The 26208-nt window shown below is 36.7% G+C and carries 29 protein-coding genes and 1 pseudogene; 20 read left to right on the top strand and 10 right to left on the bottom strand.

Annotated features, from left to right (window positions below; translation table 11 throughout):
• Positions 1 to 102: 102 nt before the first annotated feature.
• Both ACFQIC_RS05945 and ACFQIC_RS05940 read right to left on the bottom strand, forming a co-directional pair.
• Positions 103 to 222, bottom strand: coding sequence for a YjcZ family sporulation protein (locus ACFQIC_RS05945; RefSeq protein ID WP_204707994.1), 120 nt, complete (start codon positions 220 to 222; stop codon positions 103 to 105).
• An 83-nt stretch (positions 223 to 305) separates the two neighbouring features.
• Positions 306 to 500 carry a hypothetical protein gene (locus ACFQIC_RS05940; protein ID WP_204707993.1) on the bottom strand — a complete coding sequence of 65 codons (195 nt, stop codon included), beginning with the start codon at positions 498 to 500 and terminating at the stop codon, positions 306 to 308.
• A gap of 190 nt (positions 501 to 690) precedes the next feature.
• Between ACFQIC_RS05940 and ACFQIC_RS05935 the strand changes: the two genes are divergently transcribed.
• Both ACFQIC_RS05935 and ACFQIC_RS05930 read left to right on the top strand, forming a co-directional pair.
• Positions 691 to 1527, top strand: coding sequence for a phytoene/squalene synthase family protein (locus tag ACFQIC_RS05935; protein WP_204707992.1), 837 nt, complete (start codon positions 691 to 693; stop codon positions 1525 to 1527).
• A 505-nt stretch (positions 1528 to 2032) separates the two neighbouring features.
• A complete protein-coding gene (locus tag ACFQIC_RS05930; RefSeq protein ID WP_204707991.1) occupies positions 2033 to 3703 on the top strand; it encodes a sensor domain-containing protein in 1671 nt (556 codons plus the stop codon).
• Between the two features lie 42 nt (positions 3704 to 3745).
• Here ACFQIC_RS05930 and ACFQIC_RS05925 read toward each other — a convergent pair whose 3' ends face one another.
• The gene (locus ACFQIC_RS05925) at positions 3746 to 4240 is read right to left on the bottom strand and encodes a DoxX family protein (protein ID WP_204707990.1); all 495 of its coding nucleotides are present in this window, start codon (positions 4238 to 4240) and stop codon (positions 3746 to 3748) included.
• A 469-nt stretch (positions 4241 to 4709) separates the two neighbouring features.
• Here ACFQIC_RS05925 and ACFQIC_RS05920 point away from each other — a divergent pair, with 469 nt between their 5' ends.
• The 3 genes from ACFQIC_RS05920 (at position 4710) to ACFQIC_RS05910 (ending at position 5391) form a co-directional block, all read left to right on the top strand.
• Positions 4710 to 4934 (top strand): DUF1659 domain-containing protein, encoded by a 225-nt coding sequence (locus ACFQIC_RS05920; RefSeq protein WP_204707989.1) that lies wholly within the window; start codon positions 4710 to 4712, stop codon positions 4932 to 4934.
• A gap of 32 nt (positions 4935 to 4966) precedes the next feature.
• Positions 4967 to 5179, top strand: a complete 213-nt coding sequence (locus ACFQIC_RS05915; RefSeq protein ID WP_204707988.1) for a DUF2922 domain-containing protein — start codon at positions 4967 to 4969, stop codon at positions 5177 to 5179.
• A gap of 80 nt (positions 5180 to 5259) precedes the next feature.
• Positions 5260 to 5391 (top strand): YvrJ family protein, encoded by a 132-nt coding sequence (locus tag ACFQIC_RS05910; protein WP_204707987.1) that lies wholly within the window; start codon positions 5260 to 5262, stop codon positions 5389 to 5391.
• Positions 5392 to 5801: 410 nt separating this feature from the next.
• Here the strand turns inward: ACFQIC_RS05910 and lepB are convergent, their stop codons facing one another.
• Both lepB and ACFQIC_RS05900 read right to left on the bottom strand, forming a co-directional pair.
• Complete coding sequence (gene lepB / locus ACFQIC_RS05905) at positions 5802 to 6323, bottom strand: signal peptidase I (RefSeq protein ID WP_204707986.1); 522 nt, start codon at positions 6321 to 6323, stop codon at positions 5802 to 5804.
• A 164-nt stretch (positions 6324 to 6487) separates the two neighbouring features.
• Complete coding sequence (locus ACFQIC_RS05900) at positions 6488 to 7639, bottom strand: aminotransferase A (RefSeq protein WP_204707985.1); 1152 nt, start codon at positions 7637 to 7639, stop codon at positions 6488 to 6490.
• A 107-nt stretch (positions 7640 to 7746) separates the two neighbouring features.
• Between ACFQIC_RS05900 and ACFQIC_RS05895 the strand changes: the two genes are divergently transcribed.
• The 5 genes from ACFQIC_RS05895 to ACFQIC_RS05875 all read left to right on the top strand — a co-directional run bounded on the left by ACFQIC_RS05895 (position 7747) and on the right by ACFQIC_RS05875 (position 10862).
• Entirely contained in the window at positions 7747 to 7893 is a 147-nt protein-coding gene (locus tag ACFQIC_RS05895; protein WP_390216981.1) for an FbpB family small basic protein, read from the top strand.
• Between the two features lie 80 nt (positions 7894 to 7973).
• Positions 7974 to 8834: a patatin-like phospholipase family protein gene (locus ACFQIC_RS05890; protein ID WP_204707984.1), complete on the top strand. Its 861-nt coding sequence runs from the start codon at positions 7974 to 7976 to the stop codon at positions 8832 to 8834.
• Between the two features lie 276 nt (positions 8835 to 9110).
• Positions 9111 to 9503 carry a hypothetical protein gene (locus ACFQIC_RS05885; RefSeq protein ID WP_204707983.1) on the top strand — a complete coding sequence of 131 codons (393 nt, stop codon included), beginning with the start codon at positions 9111 to 9113 and terminating at the stop codon, positions 9501 to 9503.
• 51 nt (positions 9504 to 9554) lie between these two features.
• Entirely contained in the window at positions 9555 to 9758 is a 204-nt protein-coding gene (locus ACFQIC_RS05880; protein WP_204707982.1) for a hypothetical protein, read from the top strand.
• Between the two features lie 198 nt (positions 9759 to 9956).
• A complete protein-coding gene (locus ACFQIC_RS05875) occupies positions 9957 to 10862 on the top strand; it encodes a chemotaxis protein (RefSeq protein ID WP_204707981.1) in 906 nt (301 codons plus the stop codon).
• A gap of 258 nt (positions 10863 to 11120) precedes the next feature.
• Here ACFQIC_RS05875 and ACFQIC_RS05870 read toward each other — a convergent pair whose 3' ends face one another.
• The 3 genes from ACFQIC_RS05870 to ACFQIC_RS05860 all read right to left on the bottom strand — a co-directional run bounded on the left by ACFQIC_RS05870 (position 11121) and on the right by ACFQIC_RS05860 (position 13176).
• Entirely contained in the window at positions 11121 to 11588 is a 468-nt protein-coding gene (locus tag ACFQIC_RS05870; protein WP_204707980.1) for a YkyB family protein, read from the bottom strand.
• A 73-nt stretch (positions 11589 to 11661) separates the two neighbouring features.
• Positions 11662 to 12234, bottom strand: a complete 573-nt coding sequence (locus tag ACFQIC_RS05865; protein WP_204707979.1) for an SCO family protein — start codon at positions 12232 to 12234, stop codon at positions 11662 to 11664.
• Positions 12235 to 12318: 84 nt separating this feature from the next.
• Positions 12319 to 13176 (bottom strand): metallophosphoesterase, encoded by an 858-nt coding sequence (locus ACFQIC_RS05860; protein WP_390216980.1) that lies wholly within the window; start codon positions 13174 to 13176, stop codon positions 12319 to 12321.
• A 143-nt stretch (positions 13177 to 13319) separates the two neighbouring features.
• Between ACFQIC_RS05860 and fadH the strand changes: the two genes are divergently transcribed.
• A complete protein-coding gene (fadH, locus tag ACFQIC_RS05855; protein ID WP_204707978.1) occupies positions 13320 to 14087 on the top strand; it encodes a 2,4-dienoyl-CoA reductase in 768 nt (255 codons plus the stop codon).
• A gap of 664 nt (positions 14088 to 14751) precedes the next feature.
• A pseudogene (locus ACFQIC_RS05850) lies at positions 14752 to 14954 on the top strand (IS4-like element ISHaha1 family transposase); the annotation flags it as partial.
• A gap of 625 nt (positions 14955 to 15579) precedes the next feature.
• Here the strand turns inward: ACFQIC_RS05850 and trhA are convergent.
• On the bottom strand, positions 15580 to 16215 hold the full coding sequence (gene trhA, locus ACFQIC_RS05845) for a PAQR family membrane homeostasis protein TrhA (RefSeq protein WP_204707977.1): 636 nt from the start codon (positions 16213 to 16215) through the stop codon (positions 15580 to 15582).
• 255 nt (positions 16216 to 16470) lie between these two features.
• Between trhA and cbpB the strand changes: the two genes are divergently transcribed.
• The 5 genes from cbpB (at position 16471) to ACFQIC_RS05820 (ending at position 21865) form a co-directional block, all read left to right on the top strand.
• A complete protein-coding gene (gene cbpB / locus ACFQIC_RS05840) occupies positions 16471 to 16920 on the top strand; it encodes a cyclic-di-AMP-binding protein CbpB (RefSeq protein ID WP_204707976.1) in 450 nt (149 codons plus the stop codon).
• 136 nt (positions 16921 to 17056) lie between these two features.
• A complete protein-coding gene (locus tag ACFQIC_RS05835; protein ID WP_390216993.1) occupies positions 17057 to 18481 on the top strand; it encodes an MDR family MFS transporter in 1425 nt (474 codons plus the stop codon).
• Positions 18482 to 18558: 77 nt separating this feature from the next.
• Positions 18559 to 19278, top strand: a complete 720-nt coding sequence (dapD, locus tag ACFQIC_RS05830; RefSeq protein ID WP_204707974.1) for a 2,3,4,5-tetrahydropyridine-2,6-dicarboxylate N-acetyltransferase — start codon at positions 18559 to 18561, stop codon at positions 19276 to 19278.
• A 54-nt stretch (positions 19279 to 19332) separates the two neighbouring features.
• Complete coding sequence (locus ACFQIC_RS05825) at positions 19333 to 20448, top strand: N-acetyldiaminopimelate deacetylase (RefSeq protein WP_204707973.1); 1116 nt, start codon at positions 19333 to 19335, stop codon at positions 20446 to 20448.
• A 136-nt stretch (positions 20449 to 20584) separates the two neighbouring features.
• Entirely contained in the window at positions 20585 to 21865 is a 1281-nt protein-coding gene (locus ACFQIC_RS05820) for a hemolysin family protein (protein ID WP_204707972.1), read from the top strand.
• Between the two features lie 33 nt (positions 21866 to 21898).
• On the opposite strand, the gene ACFQIC_RS05815 is transcribed toward ACFQIC_RS05820, so the two are convergent.
• Positions 21899 to 22741: a mechanosensitive ion channel family protein gene (locus ACFQIC_RS05815; protein WP_204707971.1), complete on the bottom strand. Its 843-nt coding sequence runs from the start codon at positions 22739 to 22741 to the stop codon at positions 21899 to 21901.
• Positions 22742 to 23048: 307 nt separating this feature from the next.
• On the opposite strand from ACFQIC_RS05815, the gene ACFQIC_RS05810 reads away from it, so the two are divergent.
• The 3 genes from ACFQIC_RS05810 to ACFQIC_RS05800 all read left to right on the top strand — a co-directional run bounded on the left by ACFQIC_RS05810 (position 23049) and on the right by ACFQIC_RS05800 (position 26204).
• Complete coding sequence (locus ACFQIC_RS05810) at positions 23049 to 23591, top strand: peroxiredoxin (RefSeq protein ID WP_204707970.1); 543 nt, start codon at positions 23049 to 23051, stop codon at positions 23589 to 23591.
• A 78-nt stretch (positions 23592 to 23669) separates the two neighbouring features.
• Positions 23670 to 24122, top strand: a complete 453-nt coding sequence (locus tag ACFQIC_RS05805; RefSeq protein ID WP_204707969.1) for a TlpA disulfide reductase family protein — start codon at positions 23670 to 23672, stop codon at positions 24120 to 24122.
• A 324-nt stretch (positions 24123 to 24446) separates the two neighbouring features.
• A complete protein-coding gene (locus tag ACFQIC_RS05800) occupies positions 24447 to 26204 on the top strand; it encodes an ABC transporter ATP-binding protein (protein ID WP_204707968.1) in 1758 nt (585 codons plus the stop codon).
• The last annotated feature ends 4 nt before the right edge of the window (positions 26205 to 26208 follow it).

Genomic DNA, 26208 nt, shown 5'->3' with positions numbered 1-26208 from the left:
TATTAGAAAACGTAAGGGTTGTATCTTGATTTCTGGACAAGGGAAGAGGGGAGGTTACTGGTTAGTATGTTTAATTTTTTGCAACCTCCACCACTTTCATTTTTAGCAATAAAATGCTGCTCCTACGATAATGAGTAGAATAAACAGCACCACGATTAAAGCGAAGTTGCTTCCGGGTCTTGGGCACCTGCGACCATAACTATAAGGATTGTTTTCGTGCATAATCCCACCTCCTGTTTGGCTTACACCTTAGCTTATGCTAGGTAAAGAGCGGAGGTATGGGGAGATGCCTATTTTTATAAAAGTTACTCTATACAGAATCCATCTGAAAGCATAACAATCTTACAAGGATCGTTTAAACCGTGTTGAAGATCAAGGTGAATTGTTGCATTTTCATCTTCTAAATCACTATACCAATGATTGATGTGTTGCATTTCGATGTCGGTTACTAAAAGGGCCTCTTGCATCTGACTTGCTGTAGATACTCGTTGATTATTCAATATAAACACTCCTTCTTCATAGTATTCTGCTCGATTTTCGAAGTACTCTGTAAGCATTTTAGTTAGTATGCTTCAGACGTATGTGTGTATCCAAGGGATGGAAAAGTGTGTCAATTTTGTAACAGCTTTTGACTGATCGTTTGCAAGAGAAAAGTAATACAAGGCATAATTACAAACGAGGTGGTTAACAATGACGAATTTAGAGGAAGCTTACGACTATTGTAAAAGCGTAATAAGTAGTCACTCTAAAACATTTTTCAAGTCTTTTTCAATGCTTCCAAAACAACAAAAACAAGCTGTATGGGCTATTTATACTTTTTGTAGACGGGTTGATGACATTGTAGACGAGGGAGAGTATCCTGAGGAACAATTATCTGACTTTGCTCATGAGTTTGATTTATTCGTCAGCGGAGATCTTGACAGTAATCATCCGGCATGGATTGCTTTAGCTGATGTATTTAATAATTTCCCCGTAGAATTTACACCTTATTATGAGTTGATTGAAGGGCAATGGATGGACCTTCGACCTACTTCAATTGAAGACAAAAATGATCTCTTGGATTATTGTTATCATGTAGCAAGCACGGTCGGGCTCATGTTGCTTCCTGTTTTAGCGCCAAGTAAAGAAAAAGAGCTTCGCGAAGGTGCGATTAAACTTGGCTATGCTATGCAAATTACGAATATACTTCGAGATATTGGAGAAGATATCGAGCGTGAACGTGTGTACCTTCCTAAGAAAACAATGGATCACTATAATTATTCTTATTTAGAGCTGATTAATGGAACCATTAATACATCTTTTGTGGAAGTGTGGGAGGACTTAGCAACAGTTGCAGAAGATTATTATGTAAGCGCAATGGTTACATTTCCTCAGTATCCAGCCTATTCAAGATTTCCTGTTCAAGGAGCCGCATATATGTATCGAGCGATTTTAAAATCTGTTCGAAGCAATCACTATGAAGTTTTTAGGAAAAAGAATTATGTTTCAGAACAACAAAAAAAGCAAATTATTGCCGAAATGCAGTAAGTTTGCTTTTTTAACTGATATTAATTTTAAGACATCACAGGCTATACCGTTCACGCATAAAAGTCACCACTTGACCTTTTATATAAACTATAATACAAAAAATATCATCAAGTATCCGAGGTGACCTGTGAGTTTTTCCGGAGGGAGTCTCACCGTTCCCCTTCGCCCTCTAACCACATTGAGAGAACGGATCCGTAATCGTTCATGTGACGTAATGTTGCTAGAACCATCGATTACACTACAATATTGTCAGTTGATGTTACCGAGACCTTAGGACGGTGGATGAGAATAGAGGGAGACTCCTAGTGGAAACGGCCTGGTCACATCGGAGTGGAGGGACGAATAAATTCAGAGCTAATCTACAGTAAGTTTTAATAGCTTAGCAAAAAAAGGTATATAAATGTCTAAATTTATCGTAGCTGACGGCAGAAAATATTGTATAATGTAAACCATCAGTTTGTTTCTATTAAAACTATTAAATGGTTGAAAAGAAAGAAGGAATACTATGCCCTTAGTTTATAACCAATTAGATCAAATACATATCCCGCTCCTAAAACTCATTGGCGATTCCATGAGTGACTGTGCTTTTTTAATGAAAGTTTCAGAAGATGAATTTATCTATGAATATATGAATGAAGCTGGATATGAGTTAGCAAGATTAAATCCGACTGATTTAGGCTATAGCTTAATAGACTGTTTACCAGAAAGTGAAGCAAGTTTTTTATCAGAACAATATCGTAAAGTATTGCAGTTCCACCATAAGATCTCCTACAAAGACACAGTTGTTTTCCCGAATGTACAATATCTCGCAGAAACAACTCTTCTTCCACTTATAGATAATAAATCCGAAATCACCCACATTTTTGCAATAACTAAAAATTTATCAATGTATACACTTAAATCACCAGAAGTACGTCAATTAAACAGAATTTTCTCGTCTTATACAGAAAATACAGAAGAAGCTTTTGCTCTTTTTAATGTTGATTTTCAATTTTTAAGAATTAACGAGTCTTTTTATCGCATATTTGGTTATCAGAAATCCGAACTATATGATATGTCCTGGTTTGATATTCAACCACATGTAAGAGAAGATTTTTTTCCTTTGTTGGAGCAGCTTAAGCAAGGTGCTCGCCTTAAAAGGTTCGAATGTCAACTCAAACGTAAAAACAGTGAGTGGATAACCGCTTCGATCGGACTAACGGCAATTGCTGATGAGAACGGTTATTATACGAGTGTCGTCATGATTCTTGAGGATATAACCAAACAGGTAGATACAAAAAGACAGCTCGAGGAGTCCGAAGAAAGATATCGATTAATTGCGGATTATTCCCAAGATCTTATTAAAATTATCGATATTAATGGAATGATCCAATATGCATCACCTTCACACAAACATGTTTTAGGTTATCATCCAAAAGACTTAGTTGGAGAAAATTATACAGATTATGTTTGTAAAGAAGATCATGCAATCGTTGAACAAAACTCAACATCCAAATTGACGAATACAAAAGGTTTACGTTATGAACTAAGATTGGTCAAGAAAGATAGCAGCGTTTTATGGGTAGAAACGAGAATGACTCCTGTTAAAAATCAGGATGGATCTTATTCTAAAATTGTATTATCTACTAGAGAAATTACGAAACGAAAACGTGCGGAAGACGAGTGGAAACGATTGGCTTACACGGATGACTTAACCGGTTTAACGAATCGTAGGATGTTTGAGGAATATTTAACAAAAACGGAGCAGAATGTTCAAAATGGGTCTCCAGAAAGGTTAGCACTTCTTTATTTAGATGGTGATCAGTTTAAACAGGTTAATGATGAATTTGGACACAAAGCAGGTGATGAATTACTAGTTTTGATTGGACAAAGGATTCGTAATGCTGTTCGCCAAGGGGATGTTGTTTCACGTATTGGTGGGGATGAATTCGCGGTATTACTTCCAAAGATTGAGACTGACCAAGAAGCAGAGGAAGTAGCTAAAAGGATTATTGAACGGATAAATCAGCCTTTTCAAGTTCAAGATTATACATTTACCTTTAGCTGCAGCCTTGGAATTAGCATTTATCCTGATGATGCTGATACAGTTGAAAAAATACAAATATTTGCTGATCGTGCCTTATATGAAGCGAAAAATAGAGGGAAGAGTAGACACGTTTTTTATTCTTGGTTATAAAAAAAGAGCATAGCTTGTTGAGCTATGCTCCCTTTACATAATTTAAGCAATCTTTTTCAAAAGGGGATAGGCTTTTTCTTTGACCAACTCTAACGTATAACGGTCCAATCCAATTCTACCTGCATTCGCTCCTCCTACTAGAATTAAACTCCCGAGTATAAGCATTTCCGGATTTGAACTTATCGTACCACTTAATAGGAAGGCCATATTCATAATCATCCCAAATAATGTTCCTGTTTTCGTTAATAAGCCTATAATCATTGCCAATCCAATCAAAACCTCTCCCCACATTACAAAAAATGTAAAAAGTTCGTGATTGGGTAAGGCCAATCCTTCTAAAAAACTTCCCCACCAAGCTTGAACGACAGCTTCTTCTCCTTGAGATTTCCCGATGGCTCCTTGTAAGAAACCACTTGTGTCAAAACCTCCAGTAACTTTTCCAAAGCCAGACGTTAACCATGTGTACCCTAGATAAATACGAATTCCTAATAAAATAATCGCGGCACTTACGTGTTTAGTAAACCATTTTTTCATCATATTATTTTCCTCCTTTTGTTTGTTCATTGTTTCACAAACTTCATTACACTCTTATAATATACTGAATTTTCCAAAAAAAATGAATATATTGTTCAATACTTCACAAACTATTCAAGGTTTTGTGTCTATTTTGTGAATTAGGTGTTTTTACTGTATAAAAAAATGTGAAAGAGTTATCATAGAAATATAAAAAATGAAGCTATTCGTCTGATTTTTTGCTAAAATGGGATTGATGAGGGGGTGAGCGTATGGCAGAAATTCTTATGTTTCTCGTCTGTCTTGTTGTATTATTCGCACTAATAGGGTTTTGTATTTTCGATCGTGGCTAAAAGTCACCTATATAGAATGGGACATCTTATACACAGATGAGAAAAAGTGAGGTCTTTTAAAAAGACGCTCACTTTTTTTGTTTTTAAGGACACCTCCACTTCATTTCTATCGATTATAGAAGTGAAAGGAGGTGGTTGACATGGCAGTAACAGCAGATATGGTCAATACACAGTTGAAACTCGTCTTTGAAAATGGCACTGATGAAGAAGGAAATGTAACGTATCGTCGCAAATCTTTTAACAATGTGAAAATGGTAGCAACGGAAGAGCAGCTTTATAATGTAGCTACAGCACTTGAAGCTCTTCAACAAAATTTACTATCAACAATTGAAAGAAATGACCGTTCCATTTTAGTAGATCTTTAAAATTAGATGAATCTTAGCCAGGGGGAATAAGTATGAAAAAGCTTGAGTTGAAATTTTTAAATGAAGAAGATAAAGTTGTCACGATTTCTATTGATCAACCTATTGAGCCTGCAGATGAGACTGAAATCAACGCAGCAATGGATGCAATCATTGCTGAAAATTGTTTTTATTCTAGCGGAGGAGATTTAGTTGCCAAGAAGGAAGCCAGAATTGTTGAAAGAAATGTTACGAGCATAGAATTGTAAGGAAGTTAAAGCCGCTATGTAAGAAGATAGCGGCTTTTTCTATAACTTAAAAAGGATAGGGGAAAAGGAAGTGAATTCTGATGGAAAATTGGTTGCCTTTTATAACAGATTTAGGCTTTCCTATTGCGGTAACATTTTATTTGCTTCATCGCATTGAAGGTAAGCTAGATGTGCTTATTGAAACACTACACCAATTCTCAAGCAAGGTATAACGACCAAAGAAGTTGCAGAAATCATAATATAATGCGTGCCCAAATTAACAAGTGATGAACACAATTAATAAGAAAAAACGCTTGGGGATTAAAAATCCAAGCGTTTTTGTTTGCTATTCACCTGTAATTTTAGATGTTCTCCACGGTATCGGAACTACTTATCCCAAGAGCCCTTTCACTTTTTCTAACTACGGAACCATTGATTCTGTTCCATCATAGCCACTTCAACTGACAGCTTATTAAGGTTTAACATATGATTAGTGCTATTTTGACTATTTCCTCTGTAAACCTGTTAAATAAAAAATCATCAGCCCAACTTATATGCTAGTTGAACTGATGAAAAGATTATTATTTCATGTTTTGTCACTTAAACCGAACCTGTTTATTTTCACTAACCAGAGTGCTTCATTTTATTTTGTTAGGCTAATTTCATTAAATGGATAAATTATAAGTTCTGTACGACCGATAATTTCGTCTTCATTAACGAATCCAAGACCGTTTCGACTATCTTTACTGATTGAGCGATTATCACCCAAAACGAAGTATCTTCCTTCAGGTACGTCTACAGGTCCAAAATCCCGCGTGCCAGACATGGTTTGGTCGTCTAGATAGGTTTGTTCTTGTGCCTGATCATTGACAAACAGTTGATTCTCTCGGAATTCAACCGTGTCACCAGGTTGCCCGATCACTCTTTTTACATAGTTTTTTGAGGGCCGTTCGATAATGACAATATCGCCATAATGGGGTTCATCCAAATAGTAAATAATCTTATTAAACATGACTCTCTCTCCACTCTCAAGCGTTGGGTTCATACTCGCTCCTTCAACGATAGAAGTGGCAAAGAAAAAGGTGCGTAATATAAATGCTAGTGCAACCGCAATGGCGATGGCTTTAATCCATTCCAACCATTCATTTTTAGCTTGTTCGGACAATCTTAATCTTCCTCTCATACAAAGCCGTATCTCTCTAGGTTCCATTATATTTTACCACACCCATATGGGAATCGATGAATAGAATGATTAATTGTAATTAAAATTTTACATAATTAATACAAATCTAATAGTTGAAAGATTGTTTGCTTTACTTACTGCCCAGTTTAGTTTGATAAGAAATTTTCTAAACGATCTAGGCCTTCTTCTAATGTTTCTTTACTATAAGCATAAGATAGCCTCATATATCCTTCACCATAGGTTGAAAAGGCATCTCCTGGAACAAGGGCAATCCCTGCTTTCTCGACTAATTCAATAGCTGTGTCAAAAGTAGACTGTCCTTGTTTATGAATCTTAGGAAAAATGTAAAAGGCTCCATTTGGAACGACATACTCTAATCCCATTTTATCCAGTCGCCACATGACATATTCTCTTCTTTTTTCGTACTCTTTTTTCATCTCGCTTGGATCCTGACGTCCATTCTCTATGGCTTCTAAGGCTGCGTATTGACTGATTGATGAAGCACAAGAAACATTGTATTGGTGAACTTTTAAAATATGTTTGGCTAACCATTCCGGAGCTAGTAAGTATCCAATTCTAAAACCAGTCATTGAGTGAGATTTAGATACGCCATTAATAACAATGACATGATCTCTTACGGAAGAAAAAGTTGCAATGGATGTATGAGGTTGATCATAAACCAGTTCACTGTAAATCTCATCAGCAATTAAAAAGATTTGATTATCTTTAATCACATTGGCTATATCCTGCAGTTCTTCTTCAGTTAGTGATACTCCTGTAGGATTAGAAGGGTATGGAAGGATTACACACTTTGTTTGATCTGTAACTGCTTGTGCGATTAAATCAGCTGTAAGTTTGAAATCATTAGCTGTTGTATCTACATACCTAACTTTCGCTCCTGCAAGTTTTATTAAAGGTTCATAACCTGGATAAACAGGCCCAGGTATAATGACTTCATCTCCAGGTTCAATAATGGTACGAAGTGTGATATCAATGGCTTGTGAAGCACCTACAGTCACAATCATTTCATTTGATGGATCATAAGTTAGCTGATAACTATCATGAACATAGTTACTGATGGCCTCTCTTAATTCAATAATCCCTGCATTGTGAGTATAGGTGGTTTTGTTTTCGTTAATAGCATGAATCGTTGCTTGCTTGACGTGTTCAGGTGTCGGGAAATCTGGTTGTCCGATGGTAAGGGAAACAACGTTGTCATATTGACCAATCATATTGAAAAATTGTCGTATACCTGAAATTTGAATGCTAGATAAATTCTTATTAATATTATTTTTCATTATTAAACCTCCATACATTGTTAACAAAATGTTCAAATAATTTAGATTTATTAGTTAATATTTTCTGTTACAATAAAATTGAAAGACGTAAGAAAGGAGTTTTGATTATGAGAACAAACAGGATCTCATTTGAAGAGCTCGTTGATCAAAATAAACAAAAGTTACTAAAGGATCAGCAAGCTTTAGATGAAATTGACGACCTTCTTGACGAAAAAAGATTAAAAAGTACAGATGAAAATAAATCGATAAACTGATCATATCATACGAAAAAAGCAACCGCATAATGCGGTTGCTTTTTCGTGTTACTATATTTAAAGAGAAAGGTGGTTATGTATTGGAACAAACAGGTTTAGTCTTAGAAGGCGGAGGTATGCGTGGGGCATATACTGCGGGAGTTCTAGATTTTTTCCTAGATAAAAACCTTCATTTTCCTTATGTTGTGGGGACATCTGCTGGTGCGTGTAATGGTGGTTCGTATGTTGCTAGGCAAAGAGAAAGAAACTATAAAGCAATGGTTGAGTATGGTGATCATCCAGAGTACATATCTTACAAAAGAATGTTAACAGGAAAACAGTTATTTGGAATGGACTTCATATTTGATACTTTACCCAACTCACTTGTTCCCTTTGATTATGAAGCATTTATGAATCGGTCCACGACCTTCGTTGTTGGTACGACAGACATGGTATCAGGGAAACCTTTATATCATCAGGAATTTCCAGATCGTTCAAGCTTATTGCAAGTAATGCGCGCAGCTAGTTCCTTGCCTTTAATTGCCCCTAGTATTACCTATCTTGGAAACGAGTTAATGGATGGTAGCATATCCGACCCTATACCTATAAAACAATCGATTCAGTCAGGTAATAAAAAGCACGTAATTGTGCTTACTCGAAACGAAGGATATATTAAATCTAAGATGAGGGGCGATTGGTATTTCCAAAGAAAATATAAAAAATTTCCGAAGTTCGCGGATGCTTTGAAAAAGCGTCATCAGATCTACAATAAGACGTTACAAACAATTCAAAAGTTAGAAAGTAATCATGAAGCTTTTGTTATTCGTCCGCTTGAACGGCTTAAAGTAAGTCGAATTGAGAGAAATACAGAGAAGTTACACCAGTTATATATTCAGGGATATGATGATATTAGAAGTAGATACGATGAGCTTGTGAACTTTATTCAGGGAAGAGGAAAGTAAGTGACAAGAAGCGAAAATCTATACAAAGAAATTATAACTACTGTTAATTAATCTGAATGAAAACAGTGAGCACCAATAGAGGTTTCTCCTTTTGCGTAGTTAAAACACCTAAGCGAAATAATATACTGTAATTGGATTTATCAATACACATAATTTACAACCATTAAGTAAACGAGAAGGTTTAAAGTGGTGAAACAAAAAGGTTTATATACTCCTGTATAAAATAGCAAGCGAGTGTCCAAAATGATGGAAAGTGAATGAAGGGACGTGCTATTTATGTTCAACTTTTCCATTATTGAATCTATCTTTCAGTGGCTTGATGCAGATTTGTTACAAATTTTTGGCGTCAAACCTTGGCATGTTCTATTCGGACTAGTGTTTTTATTGGTTACAGGTTGTATGTGGGTTATAAAACCCGTTCTGGAATGGGTGCTTGCAAAAAATTGGCTAATCTTGCTTAGTTATATAAATAGTTTGTTAATAGGATTTTTATTTTTACAACTTATTGATCGCTATGCTATGGGGACAGAGGGATCAATGTTACCCCATTATTTCTGGTCGATTAGTTTATTAGCAATGAGTACATATGGTGCTTGTGTAGTACTTGTGAAAAGCATAAGAAAAGTTGCCGCTAAAATAATGAAGAAAAATAAAAACAAAGTAGCTTAATTTGAAACATTCGTAACCGTTCACACGTAAAAAGTTGTGGGGGTGCTTAATATGGAGTTTGGAATGATGGTTATTATTTTTTTAATGTTTGGTTTAGCACTTTTATTGATTAATATATTTACAAGTGTATGGGCTTATCGTGATTCTCAAAAAAAGGGGAAAGGACAAAGTTTCTCCTTAGTCGTGTTATTAGGGACGCTTTTCTTTCCCATTGTAGGTTTAATTGTATATGTGATTATTCGTAATGATTATTGATTAGGATAGTTTAACTGTGTTTTGACGCGCTTTAATGAATAATAAATATTTGTTTTTTTTGTGACAAATTCCCTCTCTCTTTAGTACTATAGAATAGAAAAATATGTTATGTTCTATACATAGTAAAATACCCATTCGTGGGGGTCTTACTACCCGTTTATCGGGAAAAGAAAGTTATAGAGAGAGGAAGTTATACATATGCAAAGCGATCAAGGGATTCTATTAGAAAGTGGTACAAATGAGTTAGAAATTGTAGAGTTTAGTATCGGTAACAATCGTTTTGGAATTAATGTCATTAAGGTAAAGGAGATACTAAATCCGTCACCCGTTACGAAAGTTCCTCATTCTCATTCATCGGTAGAAGGTATTATTGAAATTAGAGGAGACGTTGTACCTGTTGTCGATGTAGCTCACGCTTTAGGATTCGATCCCTCTGATCATCCTAAACAAGATAAGTTTATCCTTGCTGAATTTAATCAGACAAAAATTGTTTTCCATGTACACACAGTTACACAAATTCATCGGATATCCTGGGAGTCGATTGAGAAACCTGGAAAAATGTATCAGGGATTAGAAACTCAAATAACAGGCGTTATTAAAAAAGATGATGATATGCTTTTGCTATTAGACTTTGAAAAGGTAGTAGCAGATATCAATCCAGAATCGAGTGTTCATGCTAAACAAATACAAACACTCGGGGAACGAGAGCGTTCCAATAAAAAAATTCTTATTGCAGAAGACTCCGGATTATTGAGGTCTCTTTTGCAAGAAACGCTAGAGGAAGCAGGTTATGGCCAAACGGTTTTCTTTGAAGATGGAAAAGAAGCGTTCGAACATCTTATTACTTTTTCAGATGAGGGAAAGGATATACTCGAAGAATATCAGCTCGTCATTACGGATATCGAAATGCCAAGAATGGATGGACATCATTTAACGAAACTTATTAAAGATAATACAGAACTTCAAAAGTTACCTGTGTTAATTTTCTCTTCTCTTATTACGAGTGATTTAAAGCATAAGGGTGAAATAGTTGGTGCTGATGCTCAAATTTCTAAACCGGAGATTGTTGATTTAATTCAAACCATTGATCATTTTATTAAATAAAGAAAAAATTGTATTCTAACTAAGTAATTCGCTATAACGGGGTTCGGTTTTCGAGTGAAAAATATTAAATAACGTACTAGGCCTTTTCGAAAACATTTCGTTGGAGAGATTTAATTGATTTAGGAAATAGAAAAATCCAGATAAAACCTTCCTTTTGAAAAATGAGCACCAGAATATATCTATTCGATGCTCATTTTACAGGGGAATTTTGATAGCTTTGATCTCAAATCGGAATTATTTTAATGTTAGTTGGCTACTCTATTTGCGTTTTTGTCTTTGATTCCAAGGGGTGATGTTTTGTTGGCCTAACAAGGATGGAGGAGTTTGGTAAGAAGTAGTAACAGAGTTGACCTTCATCTGATTCCAACCTAAGTAATTATATAGGTTACGTTTGGCTCTTGATAATGATAATTTTGGTTTTGGATTTCTGTAAGATTGATCAAGGTTGCCAAGGTGTTGCAATTGATCAAAATCTTTTTTCTCAGCCGGAATGTGAAAATAGTATCCTCCTACTTCGATTAGAAGCGTTGAGTGTTGTTTACTATATTTAGGATGTTCAGAGAAATGCAAGCCTATTTTTTTTGCTCTTTTTTCATTAAGCAATTGTGTAATGGCTCTTTTCTTAATCTCGTATAAGTGTTTAGGCTGAGGAGCTGTTTTGGCATGACGGTTAACAATAAATAAAGACTCGGCTAACTCTCGGCTTGAGACTTTCGAATATTCCATAAATGTCCTCCTTTCTTCAATTATCTTCCATCTTAACGAATAACGTCAATGTTTGCAAAACATACACATGAAATTATTGGGCTTCTTTTAGATCATTCGCAATGTTTTCCATTTCACTTGCTTTTGTACCATCATACCTTTTAATGACTTCTCCCTTAGGATTCACTAAAAAGAAACTAGTACCATGAGCAACTTGATCTGTATCCTCCATCATGCTCAACGGAGATTGAAAGGACTTGATAGACAATTCTTTAACTGCCTGGAAGGAGTAGTTTGTTACAAAGTCCCAACTTTCGAAGTCAGCATTATAATTGTTTGCAAAATCCTTGAGTCTTTCCTTTGTATCATATTCAGGGTCAACTGAAAAAGAAACTAAGGAAATTTCTAAATCAGCATCTTTTAATTGTTGTTGTAATCTAGACATATTACTTGTCATAGGTGGACATACCGTATCACAACGGGTGAAAATGAAATTCGCCACCCAGTATTCTCCAATTTGATCATCTGGCAACTGTATCGTATCCCCATCTTGAGTGGTGCCCTGAAATTCTTCAATGTCACGAGACATATTTTCCTCTATAGGAGAACCGCAGGCGGTTAAGAAAGTTAGTAAGCAAATAAGCAAGGGTAAAGCAAAGTATTTCATAATCTTCCTCCAATTTGGTCAATAACTCTAGTTTATCACGCTTTAATATTAAAAAATTCCTTTACTTAAAATGTCACAAAAATGTTATTGGTTCGACTGTAAAGTGAATATTGAATACTCCGGTTTACACAGAAAGCGATAAGGCATACGAGTTGTCCCAATACCACGACTTACATAGAGAGTTAACTGATCACTAATTGTATGTTTCCCATCCACATATTTTTCTGCATATGGAGGAGTAACCATCGCACCTAATAAAGGAATGCGTATTTGTCCGCCATGACTATGCCCAGAGAGTTGAACGTCGATAGGATAATTTTTAACGGTATCCGCAATATCAGGCTCATGGACAAGCAGTATTGTAAATGACTGTTCACTGATAATGCCGAGCGTACCTTCAAGATCTGGTTTACCGAGCATGACATCGTCTAATCCTGCAAGTGTAAACGACTCTCCGTTATATGAAATCTGAGTGGACTCGTTTTTTAAAAGGGTGAAACCACCATTTGACATAACGGCTTCGAGTTTTTCAGTGCCATATCCTCCATGATCATGGTTACCGTATATCCAATATTTACCTAAAGGGGCATTCAACTGGTTAAGTATATTTGGAATATCTGAATTGAAAGAATAGCGATGTGGTTTGTCAACTAGATCTCCAGTAAAAAGTATGAGGTCAGGTTTTTCAGCTTGTATATTTTGTACAAGTGTTTGGAATTGATCAACTGTATAGTGAAAACCTAAGTGAATATCAGAAAATTGAATAACTTTAATATTATTAAAAGACCTTGGAATATTTGAGTGAGTTAATGTATGAATTTTTTTTGAGAGCATTTCAGGCTCGATATAGTGAGCATAGTAATATCCTCCACCACTCAAACCGAGTAGACCTAAACCGCTGTACAGCATTTTTTTAATAAAGCTGCGACGTGTAAGAAACACAATAGACACCTCCAATTCTATACTTTCGATATTATATCACTTCTACTGTACATGATAGATAAAATTAAATTTATCTTTTTTTATGAAATGAACAGGAATTCATTTTTTTATATGGAATGTATTAGAGACGGAGGGATGTTTGAATGAAAGATCAAGTGATAATTGTAACAGGTGGGTCCAGTGGTATGGGCCTTTATATGGCTCAACGTTTTTTTGATGAAGGAGCTAAGATAGCAATTACAGGTAGAAATTTAGAACGTCTTCAAAAAGCAAAAGATCAAATTGCGAAGGGTAACGAAGAACGAATGCTTTTAATTGAAATGGATGTTCGAAAAATAGAAGATGTAGAAAGGATGGTAGATGAAACGGTTGAAGCCTTTGGCAGAATTGATCATTTAGTAAATAATGCAGCAGGAAACTTTATATCTCCTGCAGAAAAACTTTCAGCCAATGGGTGGAATTCAGTTATAAATATAGTGCTGAACGGGACATTTTACTGTAGCCAAACCGTAGGAAAGTACTGGATAGAAAACAATATAAAAGGTTCGATTCTAAATATGGTGGCTACCTATGCTTGGAATGCTGGAGCTGGGGTGATTCACTCTGCATCAGCAAAAGCTGGGGTGCTCGCTATGACAAGAACGTTAGCTGTAGAATGGGGAGCAAAGTATGGAATTCGAGTGAACGCTATTGCCCCTGGACCTATAGAACGAACAGGCGGGGCTGACAAATTGTTTGAATCTGAACAAGCTGCTAAACGCACTCTCCAGTCAGTACCTCTTGGACGACTGGGTACACCAGAAGAAATTGCTGGTTTGGCCCGATTTATCTTATCTGAAGAAGCGGCTTATATGAACGGTGAAGTTGTCACGTTAGATGGAGGACAGTGGTTGAATCAATTTCCTTTTTAAATAATCAAGTATTGTTAAATATCGGAAAAAGAGAAAGGTAACCTAAAAATAAAAGAAGTCGCTCAAAAAATAAGTAGTTCCGTTACTGTGGAGAACTTCTAAAATAACAGGTGAAGTAACATACTAAAACTCACTACGTTTAGTACGATAAATAACAGTACAAATAACAAACAAAAACGCTTGGATTTTTAATGCCCAAGCGTTCTTGTTATTAAACTAACCCCCCCCGATTGTTTAATAACAAGAAGGTCCGTTTGCCGTATGGAGTTTGGGAGGGGAGGGAAAACAGCTCGCTTTCCGCGGGCAGACGCCAAGCCTCCGAGCTTCCTCTACGGGGTCTCGTCTAGTCCGCTTTTCCCGCAGGAGTCTCCCTGTTTTCCCTGCCCTCCCTGCTTTATTTTTCATGAACGGACCCTAATAGGAGGCTTTCCTCCATAATGAAAACAGAGGATAAACATGCTGTTATATCATGGCTACGTGCAGACTTCTAAGATTCGTTGATGTTCCGTACTTCTTTTTCATGAAGGGGGGCGGGGAAATGACGCATACCCGTCAAGATAAGCTCAACATTTTCGCAATCCTTTTTATAAACGTTATCCTTCACTGAAGAAATTTCTAGAGAAGGATGATTTTATGAATCAAAAGCAACACATTTGGCCGGAATTTTGTAAGGCAAACAGCTAAAGAAACCGGCTTTTTGAAGCATTCCAGTAATATTCAAGCCTGAAACGTTCTGAAGTCTCTGTACACTGTTAAAAGACTCCGGGGAGGAAAAGCTTACATCATTTATATAGCGCTATATCCTATCAATTCAAGACCTCGATCTCTAAACAAGCTCTGCATGAACATTTCAATTCTATAGCATTGGTAAGACGCATTCTCCTTTGCCGTGGTTCGTTCATTTCCATGACGAATGGGGTGGCTTTGAAACGACGAGACTCCCGCGGGAGAAGGAGGAGGCCACTGAAAAAGTCCTTTTCTATTAATAATGAACTTTTTGGAAAAACACTATCCCAAAATCACGTTGTTTTTCTAGTAATAGTGGAGTATTAAGTCCAATTTATCCCTAATTTATAAACCGAAAGTGGGGATGGAATTTTTAGGGATTTGCTTTTCTTAAAATTTACCGGACTTTTTCAGTGGCCTCGAGAAGGAGCTAGGCGAGACCCCACAGGGAGTGTCAACGACCGAGGAGGCTTAGCCCGTTCCCCCGCAGGAAAGCGAGTTGTTTCAAAGCCACCCCTATCCCTTATACGGTAACGAACCCTCATGATCTCGGAATCGAGTCTCATACCTAGTAACATAGTAATTAGCACGTTGACATCAGCTATTGTCATTCTGATATTTGGGTGGTGATTTTTGTATGATAACTCAAGTGTTATTATCCCATAACCATTGATATATAAGGGGAAAATAAGAGACCAAATCATATGTGATTTGATCTACTAATTCATTGCTGTGTTGTTACTTATCAAAAAAAGCGACTTCTTTACTATATGATGTAAAAGAAAATTGTGAAGAAGTGAAAAATAGAGCCTCCGAGGACAAATAGATGCCAAACCATATGATGGTAGGTAAAACTTCTCCATACGTAAAAAATCGATCCGATCGAGTACATGACTCCTCCGACTATGAGATAAGTAATACCTGCTGCAGGAATCTCAGCTGTTAAAGGACCCCATGCTAATATAATGAGCCAACCCATGAGTAAATAAAAGATGGTTGATAAAAGAACAAAACGCTTCACAAAGAAAACCTTAAATAAAATACCGAGAATGGCTATACCCCACACAATGCCAAATAATGTCCAGCCTAAAGTACCTCTGAGTGGAATTAAAAGCATAGGGGTGTAAGTACCTGCAATGAACAAGTAAATAGCTGAGTGATCAAAAATCTCAAACAAGTCCTTTGCCTTCCCAGGAGGAAAACTGTGAACGAGTGTAGAGGATACGTAAAGCAAAAGCATTGTAACTCCATAAATACTTGCAGCAACTATATGCCAAGCACTTCCTTGTAAACTTGCGTAAACGATGAGGAGAACTAACATAGCAACACTGAGGATCGCACCTATTCCGTGTGTAATCGCATTAGCAATCTCTTCTCGTTTTGAAAATGTGTGTGTCATCATTGAAAACATCAGCCCCAAACTTGGCATTTGTTTTATTATAAACCTGATTTATCTTTTTATAAAGAAAAGACCTTATGATGTGTTTGAAAGTGCAAAACATCAGGGGAGAAGAATCATAAATAGGACTAAAATCTCTCTTGAAAAAGTATAAATCTCATTCGTTTGTTGAAGTAATTTATGTTAGGATAATATTGTACGTGTAGAGCGTTTCTTTTGCTCCTTCAGTTAGGAAGATCAAAGGAGTGTGGATGTACTATGATAAGTGTACAAAGTAATGAAGTGAATTTCCCAATGGTAGAAGAGCTCATGATTCCGTCAGAGAAAGTGGCACATGTGCAAGTCGGAAATCCGTTAGATCATGCGTTGCTCGTTTTGCTTAAAACAGGGTACTCTGCTGTACCCGTACTAGATTCAACGTACAAGTTCCAAGGTGTAATCAGCAAAACGATGATCTTAGAAGAGACCCTAGGTATTGAGCAATTTGAGTTAGATAAGCTAAACGATCTGACTGTTGATCAAGCTATGAACCAAAATGTACCTTGTTTGAAAAAAGATCATACGATGATTGACGCTTTGCACAAGCTAATTGATCACCCATTTATTTGTGTGACAAATGATGATGAAGAATTTGATGGAATCATCACAAGACGGACGATTCTAAAACAATTTAGCAAACATTATCATGAGACATTGAAGAGAGCATAATAGAGACGAATAAGTAAATGATAGACGAATGAGCGGCGCCTATATGGGCGCCATTTATTTTGTGAAAATAGTTAAGATTGCTTTCCTTTTGATTGGAGGTGTGGGAGTGAATCGTGGACTTGTATTAGCTTCAATAATGTTAGCTATGTTTTTAGCAGCGATTGAAGCGACCATTGTGTCTACAGCGATGCCAACTATTGTAGCCGATTTAGGTGGGTTTAGTTTATACAGCTGGGTTTTTTCCGCGTATTTATTAACGAATGCTTCTACTGTCCTATTGTTTGGAAAATTATCAGATATTTATGGGCGTAAACCTATATTTGTGTTAGGAATTAGTTTGTTTCTAATAGGCTCTGTAATCGCAGCCTTGGCTGACAGTATGATGATATTGATCATTGCCAGGTTTGTGCAAGGATTTGGTGCTGGCGCATTAATGCCTATTGCCACTACTATAGTTGGTGACATTTATTCAAAAGAAGAACGAGCTAAAATACAAGGGTATTTATCTAGTGTCTGGGGTATTTCTGCAGTTTCTGGACCTTTGTTAGGTGGATTTTTTGTAGATGTGCTAAGCTGGCCTTTTGTATTTTGGATGAATATTCCTTTAGGGTTACTAGCATTAAGTGGAATCCTTATTTTCTTTAGGGAAGATGTAACGAAGGAAAAAGAAAAACTTGATGTAAAAGGTTCCTTGTTTATCATGATATCTGTGAGTCTACTTATGGTAATTTTAGTAGAGGGAGGCGTAGGATTTCCTTGGTTGTCTGTTGAAATGCTAGTTCTTTCTTTAATTGCAAGTATTAGTTTCTTTCTTTTTATTTCTGTTGAAAAACAGGCAGACGCTCCTATGATGCCTTTTCATATTTGGAAGAATCGATCAATTAAATATGCTAATTTGACGTCGTTAACGACAGGTATGATATTGATAGGTGTTTCTAGTTACTTACCAGCATTTGTACAAGGTGTGATGGAGCAATCAGCTACCGTTGCTGGTTTTACATTAACTACGATGTCGATTGGCTGGCCGATTGCTGCAACTGTGGCTGGCCGCTTACTTTTAAAAACAGGTTCTCGATTCACATCAATTCTAGGTGGATGTGCGCTTATTATTGGAGCCATCGTTTTTTCATTATTATCACCTGAAAAGGGACCGTTGTTTGCTGCGATGGGATCGCTTCTTATCGGTATTGGCATGGGACTGACGACGACTTCGTTTATTGTTTCCATTCAGAATTCTGTAGATTGGAAGTCGAGGGGAATTGCTACAGCAACGAATATGTTTATGCGAACGTTGGGCAGTGCTCTTGGTGCTGCGATTTTGGGTGGAATCTTAAACACTACGATTCAATCTACATTAGAAGAACAGGGAATGGATGAAGAATTCACCATTGATTCTATGAACCTATTATTAAAAGAGACCACTCGCTCCGAACTAAATCCACAGACATTACAAGTGTTAAGGGATGGTCTGACAAGTGGTTTGAATTTTGTTTACATAAGTTTATTATTGTTGGCGATCGTCAGTTTATTGCTGATCATTAGACTTCCTAAGAAAACTTAAATTTAAAATTCTTGTCACAAATTACATGCTTTGATAAAGTAAAGAATGAAATAGTAACAATACAAAGGAGGATACATATGAAACAAATGGATGCAAATGAGATTATCTCGTTTATTTCAAATAGTGAAAAGTCTACACCTGTAAAAGTCTATATAAAGGGGGAGGACCTTTCATCCATTGATTTTGGTGAACAAGTTCAAGACTTTATTACTGGAAATACTGGCGTAATCTTTGGTGAGTGGAAGGTTGTTGAGCCCCTACTTGAAAAGTACAGCACACAAATTGAAGATTATGTACTTGAAAATGACCGTAGAAACTCTGCTATCCCAATGCTTGACCTTAAGAAAGTAAATGCACGAATTGAACCTGGTGCCATTATCCGTGATCAAGTTGAAATTGGTGATGGTGCGGTAATTATGCTAGGTGCAAGCATTAATATCGGATCCGTTGTTGGTGAAGGTACCATGATTGACATGAACGTTGTAATGGGCGGACGTGCAACAGTAGGTAAAAACTGCCACATTGGTGCAGGTGCTGTACTAGCTGGTGTTATTGAACCGCCTTCCGCTCAGCCAGTCGTTGTGGAAGATGGCGTAGTCATTGGTGCTAATGCAGTTATCCTTGAAGGAGTAACTGTAGGTGAAGGGGCCGTTGTTGCAGCTGGAGCAATCGTTACAGAAGATGTACCAGCGAATACACTAGTTGCTGGCACTCCAGCACGAGTGATTAAAGAGATTGATGACCAAACTAAATCAAAAACAGAAATTAGACAAGAATTAAGAAAACTTGATAATTAATTTTAGAAGACCTTGCTTATTGTGCAAGGTCTTTATTTACAATGGAGGAAAAGTATGAACACTGAACAACTAACTAAAATTAGAAGAGATCTCCACCAAATCCCGGAATTAGGTTTTAAGGAAGTGAAGACTCAAAAATATTTGCTTGACTTTATTCAACAATTACCACAGGAATATGTAACATTTGAAACATGGAAAACGGGGGTTTTTGTACACGTAGCCGGTCAGAACCCGAAAAAAACAGTCGGTTATCGTGCTGATATGGATGGGCTTCCTTTGACCGAAACAACGGGACTGCCATTTTCTTCTACACATGAAGGGCAGATGCATGCATGTGGCCATGACTTTCATATGACAATTGCTTTGGCAGCATTAGAGGCTTTAGCTCACCAACCAGCAGACAATCATGTAGTTTTTCTTTTCCAACCGGCGGAAGAAGGTCCAGGCGGAGCTGAACCGATGCTAGCATCGGACGTTATGAAGAACTGGAAGCCAGATGTTGTATTTGCGTTACACGTGGCACCAGATCTCCCTGTTGGCACCGTATCCTCAAGACCAGGATTGTTATTTGCTAACACTAGTGAGTTATTTATTGACCTTGTTGGCAAAGGAGGTCATGCTGCCTATCCTCATCATACAAAGGATATGGTAGTGGCGGCTAGTTCTTTAGTGACCCAGTTTCAACAAATCGTAGCAAGAAGAGTTGATCCACTGGATAGTGCTGTTATTACTATAGGGAAAATTACGGGAGGTACTGTACAAAATATCATTGCTGAACAAGCAAGGTTGGAAGGGACTATCCGAACCATGTCTCCCCAAGCAATGATTGAAGTAAAAAAAGAAATCGAAAAAGTTGTACGTGGAATGGAAATTTCTAATGATTGCAAGGTTTCTATTGATTACGGATCAAACTATTATCAAGTTGAAAATGATGAGAATTTAGTCCGGCATTTTTCACAAATTACTGAGAAGTTGAATATTGATTATCGAGAAGCGAACCCTGCGATGACAGGAGAAGACTTTGGTTATATGTTAAAAGAAATTCCCGGGTTTATGTTCTGGCTTGGGGTAAACTCGAAAGCAGGATTGCATCAGTCCCAGTTATCACCCGATGAAGAAGCGTTGGATGTTGGTTCAAAGCTCGTCATTCAAGGGCTAAAAGATTTGTAGAGCGCATTACTTCCTGTATAGTTATGATGAATCAGTTTATAATAACTTCAAATCGATAAATGACAAAATCCTATAGTTACAAACTATAGGATTTTACTATACGTTTGGGAACTTCTCTGACACAGGGAGTGAATCAATGGAAACGACTATTAAATTGTTAGCTGTTGTAGCTTTAATTATATTGACTGCTTTTTTTGTTGCTAGTGAATTTGCGATTGTAAAAGTTCGGCGCAGTAAACTTGAAGCACAAGCAGATCGTGGAGATAAAAAAGCAAAGGTTGCTATATCGTTAATTGACAACCTTGATGACTATTTATCCGCATGTCAATTAGGCATTACGATAACTGCCTTAGGACTTGGATGGTTAGGAGAGCCAACGATTGATCGACTTTTACAGCCAGTTATAGGAAATTTAGGGCTTCCTAGTGCAATAAGTCACACTCTTTCGTTTGCTATAGCTTTTTCCATAATTACATTTTTACATGTGGTTTTAGGTGAGTTGGCACCTAAAACAGTAGCCATACAGAAAGCAGTAGGAATAACATTGCTAGTCGCACGTCCCTTGATATTTTTTCATAAGGTCATGTATCCTTTCATCTTTGTCCTTAATGGTTCTGCCAATGCCCTTGTCCGAATGTTCGGTTTAGCCACAGCTAAAGAGGCTGGAGAAGTTCATTCAGAAGAAGAATTAAGGTATATCATGAATCAAAGTTATAAAGAGGGGGAAATCAATCGCAATGAATATACGTATGTCGATCGGATATTTGAATTTGATAATCGATTGGCAAAAGAAATCATGGTTCCAAGAACGGAAATGGTAGCGCTTGATACGAATGATTCTATGAAAAATAATTTGCGTACAATGAAACAGAATCGTTACACAAGGTATCCTGTGATTGATAACGATAAAGATCATGTGCTAGGTGTCATCCATATGAAAGAATTTTTCTATGATGATGTAGAGAAAATTGGGGTATTAAAACCTTATATACGAACGGTTGTTAAGGTTTTCGAAAATATACCCATCCAGGACCTTTTAGTACGAATGCAAAAAGAGCGAACTCATTTAGCAATCTTAATTGATGAATATGGGGGAACTTCTGGTTTAGTAACGATTGAAGACATACTAGAGGAAATTGTAGGAGAAATTCGTGATGAGTATGATCACGAAGAAGAGCGTGAAATTAAACGTTTGAAAAATGGCCACTTTTTAATAGAAGGAAAGACTTCGATTCAAGACTTAAATGACTACTTTGATCTTAAGTTGTCTAATCATGATGTAGATACGATATCTGGATGGATCTATATGAATGATGTCGATGCAAAAGAGGGAACAGTGATTGAAAATTATGAAATCAACTTTAAGGTGGTCGATATGGACAGAGGTACCATTCGCAAAGTTGAAGCATGGCTATAAAAACAGCCCGGAATATGAAATCCGGGCTGTTTGTTAACTTTCTTTCTTCTCAATATATACTTGGTGGGGAAAAGGAATTTCAATCTCTGCTTCATCTAGAGCTTCTTTCATAGCTTTTCTTAGATCACGTTCGACTCCCCACTGTTCCATATTTTCTGTTTTACCTAAAATTCTAATCACAACATCTGAACTTTCTAAACTTTGAACTCCTAGGACATCGGGGCCTTCTTTAAAGCGAGGGTCCGCAGAAAAATCATCAGCAACACTTTTAAGAACTTCTAAGGCCTGATCAATGTTCTCGTCATAAGCAATACCGATATCAACAAGTGCTCGCATATTTCCTCGAGAATGGTTGCTAATTCCTTCGATATTTCTATTTGGTATGAAGTTTAATGTACCATCAAAACTTCTGATTTTGGTTGTTCTGATCCCAACTTCTTCTACAATTCCACCATAACCACCTGCAGTCACATAATCATCTACTTCAACTTGACGCTCAAGAAGGATAAAGAAGCCTGTCACAATGTCTGAAACTAAACCTTGAGCACCAAAACCAATAGCTAATCCTAAAATACCTGCACCAGCAAGAAGTGGTCCTATATTAATATTCACAGCACTAAGCAACATGATGATTAATACAAAAAGCATTACATACGAAAATACATTCACAGATAACTTTTCTAAAGTTTTTGTTCGCCCTTCTGATAATTTTCGCTGTTTTCCCATTTTATGAAGGGCAACACGAATTGCTTTTTTACCTAGAGGGCCAATAATAGAAAATGCTACGAGAATAACGAGGATTCTTAATCCTCCAGTAATTAACCATTCAACCAATATAGAAGGGTTGAACTCAAACCCTTCTTCAAACAAATTCATAAACAAACTCCTTCCAGCAATGTATTCTTATTTATCATAGCGGAATTTGACATACATTTTCAATGAATTGAGGTTTACTGTCTGTATTTGTCGGATGAAAAAGCATATAAATTTACATTAACTACTGAATCATGTTTAATGAACAGTAGAGATGCCTATATTAAATAGTATGTAAATCTTTCTATTGAACATAGATCTCAGCTAGATTATATTAAATGTTATTAAATATTGACTACAATCTCATCTCTAGTTATACTATTGTCTGTGATTGTTGAACAATGTTACTAAACATATGGAGGGATTCTTAATGGCAGAACGTATGGTAGCAAAACAAGCTCCGCGCTTTGAAATGGATGCGGTGCTTCCTAACAAGGAATTTGGAAAAGTTTCACTTGAAGAAAATATGAAAAATGATAAATGGACCGTGCTATTCTTTTATCCAATGGATTTCACATTTGTATGTCCAACTGAAATCACTGCTCTATCCGATCGTTTCGATGAATTCGAAGATCTAGATGCTGAAGTTGTTGGTGTTTCAACAGACACTATTCACACGCACTTAGCTTGGATCAACACGTCTCGTGAAGATAATGGGCTAGGGGATCTTGAGTATTCACTAGCTGCGGATACGAACCACCAAGTAGCAACAGACTATGGTGTGCTAGTAGAGGATGAGGGTGTAGCTCTTCGTGGCCTATTTATCGTTAGCCCTGAAGGTGAACTACAGTATCAAGTAGTTAACCACAATAACATTGGCCGTGATGTTGATGAAACACTACGCGTACTTCAAGCACTACAAACTGGTGGACTTTGTCCAGCAAACTGGAAGCCAGGTCAAGAAACACTGTAAGTTTATATCTAAATTGGTCTAACCATTGTGTTAGACCTTTTTTTCCATTGTACTGTAATTTTAAAGGGGGAAAGTCAGATGAAACTAAGAACACCGATGCCAGAGTTGCCGGAAGCAACTAAATGGTACAATAGTGATGCTCTTACAAAAGATGATATTATTGGTGGCAAACCGACACTCATCCACTTCTGGTCAGTAAGTTGTGGGCTATGTAAAGAAGCAATGCCTAACGTTAATGAATTTAGAGATGAGTATAGTGATGATTTGAATGTCATCGCTGTTCATATGCCACGTTCTGAAAAAGATCTAGACCTTGATCAAATTAAAGAGGTAGCGGATGAACATGGAATTACCCAACCTATTTATGTTGATAATGACCATGCTTTGACAGATGCATTTGAAAATCAATATGTACCTGCCTATTATGTATTTGATGAAGAGGGTAATCTTCGTCACTTTCAAGCCGGTGGCGGCGGCATGAAAATGCTTCGTAAGCGTGTTAATCGCGTGCTCGGTGTCAATCAAAAATAAACGAACAATAAAAACAATATTAATCAATAAGTAGTTCAGTTTTGGAGTACAAAAGCGCAACTTGTACCCCTTAACTGGACTATTTTTTATTCTGAACTACTTATTCAATCAGAAACCTTTTTAAAATTTTAAATAAATAAAAAGAATGCTGATATATTATAATCTCTGCTCATAAAATGAATTTATCGCTTTACATAATAAAACTGTGACTAAATCGCTTACATTTATATCCTGAATTTTAAAAAAATCAGTCAAATAGGTGGAAATTTATTTCGATACCCGATATATTAATACATACGTGAAAAGTTAAGGGAGGGAAACATATTGGATGTTTTTAAAAAGTTGAAACCGTTTTATTGGCCATTTAAATCCTTTTTCTTTTGGTCATTATTCTCATTACTATTTGTTACAGGTATTACTGTTGTTTATCCAGTGGTTCTTCAAGTTACAATTGATGAGGTTGTAACGGGTGAAAGGTATAATTTAATCCCATATATTAGTGCCATTTTTATATTTCTTATGATCATAAAAGGCATCGCTACATATTTCCATCAATACTTTGGAGAGTACTTTGGGATAAAATCGGTATATGTTTTACGAGACGAACTTTACAAAAAGCTCCAAAGACTGCCATTTAAGTACTATGATAATGCTAAAACTGGCGATATCATGTCTAGATTAACAGCAGATGTAGAAGGCTTTCGATTCTTTTTAGCTATGGGCTTTTCTGAGTTGATTAGAATCGTACTTCTCATTTTGATTAGTTTAAGTGTTATGATGTATTACTCAATTCCGCTAGCACTCATTACTATGGCGGTTATGCCGTTCTTAGCAATTGTTGTTTATAAGTTCGACCGGAAAGTTCACCCGGCGTTCCGTAAGATTCGTAAGTCATTTGGAAAATTAAATACAAGAGTGCAAGAGAATATTAGTGGTATGAATACAGTCAAATCTCTTTCCCGTGAAGATTTTGAGGTTGGTCGTTTCTTAGATAAAAGTGAAAATTATCGAAAAAATTATATTGATACTTCAAATATTTGGTCACGTTACTTTCCATTAATGGAGTTTATCGGTAATGTATCAGTGGTTGTACTTTTAGCTTATGGTGGATACCTCGTAATGAACAATGCTTTACAGCTAGGCGAACTTGTCGCTTTCTTTAGTTTAGTCTGGTATATTCTTGGACCTCTAATGAACTTGGGATTTGTTATCAATTTATTTTCTCAATCGAAAGCCTCAGGAGAACGTTTATTGGAAATCTTAGAAGCTCACGAAGATATTCAGGAAAAAGAGGGTGCTATCATACAAGACCGTTTAGAAGGTCATGTCGTATTTGACGATGTCACATTAACTTATACGGAGGATGACGATTCGGCCTTGAAGAATATTAGCTTTGATGCCCCTCCAGGGAAAACGATAGGATTAATTGGTTCTACAGGCTCAGGAAAAACGAGTATTACTCAATTGATCACTCGCTTTTATGAACCTGAACAGGGGAGTGTATTAATTGATGGAAAACCTGTTGATCAATACGGATTAAAAACATTAAGAAAAAACATTGGTTTTGTTTTACAGGAATCGTTTTTATTCTCAACTTCTATTAAGGAGAACATTTCATACGGAAATCCTGATGCTACTCTTGAGGACGTTCAAGCAGCAGCCAAGAGATCCCAGGCACATGATTTTATTATGGATATGCCTGAAGGATACGATACTTTGCTTGGAGAAAGAGGAATGGGATTATCAGGTGGGCAAAAACAAAGAATTGCAATCGCGCGCGCTATTTTAATTGACCCAGCTGTTCTCGTATTAGATGATGCTACCTCAGCTGTTGATATGGAAACAGAGTTTAAAATTCAAAAAGCTCTTCAAGAAGTTATGAAAGGCAGAACAACATTTATAATTGCTCATCGTATCTCATCCTTAAAACACGCGGATGAAATTTTAGTGCTCGAAGATGGGGCGGTAGTCGAGCGTGGTTTGCATGATGAATTACTGATTAACGGTGGACCTTATCAACGAATTTACGATATTCAATACCAAGATAAAGAAAAAATCTTGAATTCATCCAATAGCTTGTAAAGGA

It is taken from the genome of Halobacillus seohaensis (assembly GCF_042663045.1).
GTDB classification, from domain to species: Bacteria; Bacillota; Bacilli; order Bacillales; family Halobacillaceae; genus Halobacillus_A; species Halobacillus_A seohaensis.
The sequence above is the reverse complement of the archived record's forward strand: the minus strand, read 5'-3'. Positions and strand labels throughout refer to the sequence as shown.

Coding starts and splice junctions, on each gene's coding strand:
- trhA (WP_204707977.1), bottom strand. CDS start 16,215: ATGATGACACACACATTTTCAAAACGAGAAGAGATTGCTAATGCGATT.
- ACFQIC_RS05875 (WP_204707981.1), top strand. CDS start 9,957: ATGCAAAGCGATCAAGGGATTCTATTAGAAAGTGGTACAAATGAGTTA.
- ACFQIC_RS05920 (WP_204707989.1), top strand. CDS start 4,710: ATGGCAGTAACAGCAGATATGGTCAATACACAGTTGAAACTCGTCTTT.
- ACFQIC_RS05835 (WP_390216993.1), top strand. CDS start 17,057: ATGTTAGCTATGTTTTTAGCAGCGATTGAAGCGACCATTGTGTCTACA.
- cbpB (WP_204707976.1), top strand. CDS start 16,471: ATGATAAGTGTACAAAGTAATGAAGTGAATTTCCCAATGGTAGAAGAG.
- ACFQIC_RS05935 (WP_204707992.1), top strand. CDS start 691: ATGACGAATTTAGAGGAAGCTTACGACTATTGTAAAAGCGTAATAAGT.
- ACFQIC_RS05810 (WP_204707970.1), top strand. CDS start 23,049: ATGGCAGAACGTATGGTAGCAAAACAAGCTCCGCGCTTTGAAATGGAT.
- ACFQIC_RS05820 (WP_204707972.1), top strand. CDS start 20,585: ATGGAAACGACTATTAAATTGTTAGCTGTTGTAGCTTTAATTATATTG.
- ACFQIC_RS05930 (WP_204707991.1), top strand. CDS start 2,033: ATGCCCTTAGTTTATAACCAATTAGATCAAATACATATCCCGCTCCTA.
- ACFQIC_RS05925 (WP_204707990.1), bottom strand. CDS start 4,240: ATGATGAAAAAATGGTTTACTAAACACGTAAGTGCCGCGATTATTTTA.
- ACFQIC_RS05900 (WP_204707985.1), bottom strand. CDS start 7,639: ATGAAAAATAATATTAATAAGAATTTATCTAGCATTCAAATTTCAGGT.
- ACFQIC_RS05865 (WP_204707979.1), bottom strand. CDS start 12,234: ATGAAATACTTTGCTTTACCCTTGCTTATTTGCTTACTAACTTTCTTA.
- ACFQIC_RS05805 (WP_204707969.1), top strand. CDS start 23,670: ATGAAACTAAGAACACCGATGCCAGAGTTGCCGGAAGCAACTAAATGG.
- ACFQIC_RS05885 (WP_204707983.1), top strand. CDS start 9,111: ATGTTCAACTTTTCCATTATTGAATCTATCTTTCAGTGGCTTGATGCA.
- ACFQIC_RS05910 (WP_204707987.1), top strand. CDS start 5,260: ATGGAAAATTGGTTGCCTTTTATAACAGATTTAGGCTTTCCTATTGCG.
- dapD (WP_204707974.1), top strand. CDS start 18,559: ATGAAACAAATGGATGCAAATGAGATTATCTCGTTTATTTCAAATAGT.
- ACFQIC_RS05825 (WP_204707973.1), top strand. CDS start 19,333: ATGAACACTGAACAACTAACTAAAATTAGAAGAGATCTCCACCAAATC.
- ACFQIC_RS05815 (WP_204707971.1), bottom strand. CDS start 22,741: ATGAATTTGTTTGAAGAAGGGTTTGAGTTCAACCCTTCTATATTGGTT.
- ACFQIC_RS05870 (WP_204707980.1), bottom strand. CDS start 11,588: ATGGAATATTCGAAAGTCTCAAGCCGAGAGTTAGCCGAGTCTTTATTT.
- ACFQIC_RS05880 (WP_204707982.1), top strand. CDS start 9,555: ATGGAGTTTGGAATGATGGTTATTATTTTTTTAATGTTTGGTTTAGCA.
- fadH (WP_204707978.1), top strand. CDS start 13,320: ATGAAAGATCAAGTGATAATTGTAACAGGTGGGTCCAGTGGTATGGGC.
- ACFQIC_RS05915 (WP_204707988.1), top strand. CDS start 4,967: ATGAAAAAGCTTGAGTTGAAATTTTTAAATGAAGAAGATAAAGTTGTC.
- ACFQIC_RS05945 (WP_204707994.1), bottom strand. CDS start 222: ATGCACGAAAACAATCCTTATAGTTATGGTCGCAGGTGCCCAAGACCC.
- ACFQIC_RS05895 (WP_390216981.1), top strand. CDS start 7,747: ATGAGAACAAACAGGATCTCATTTGAAGAGCTCGTTGATCAAAATAAA.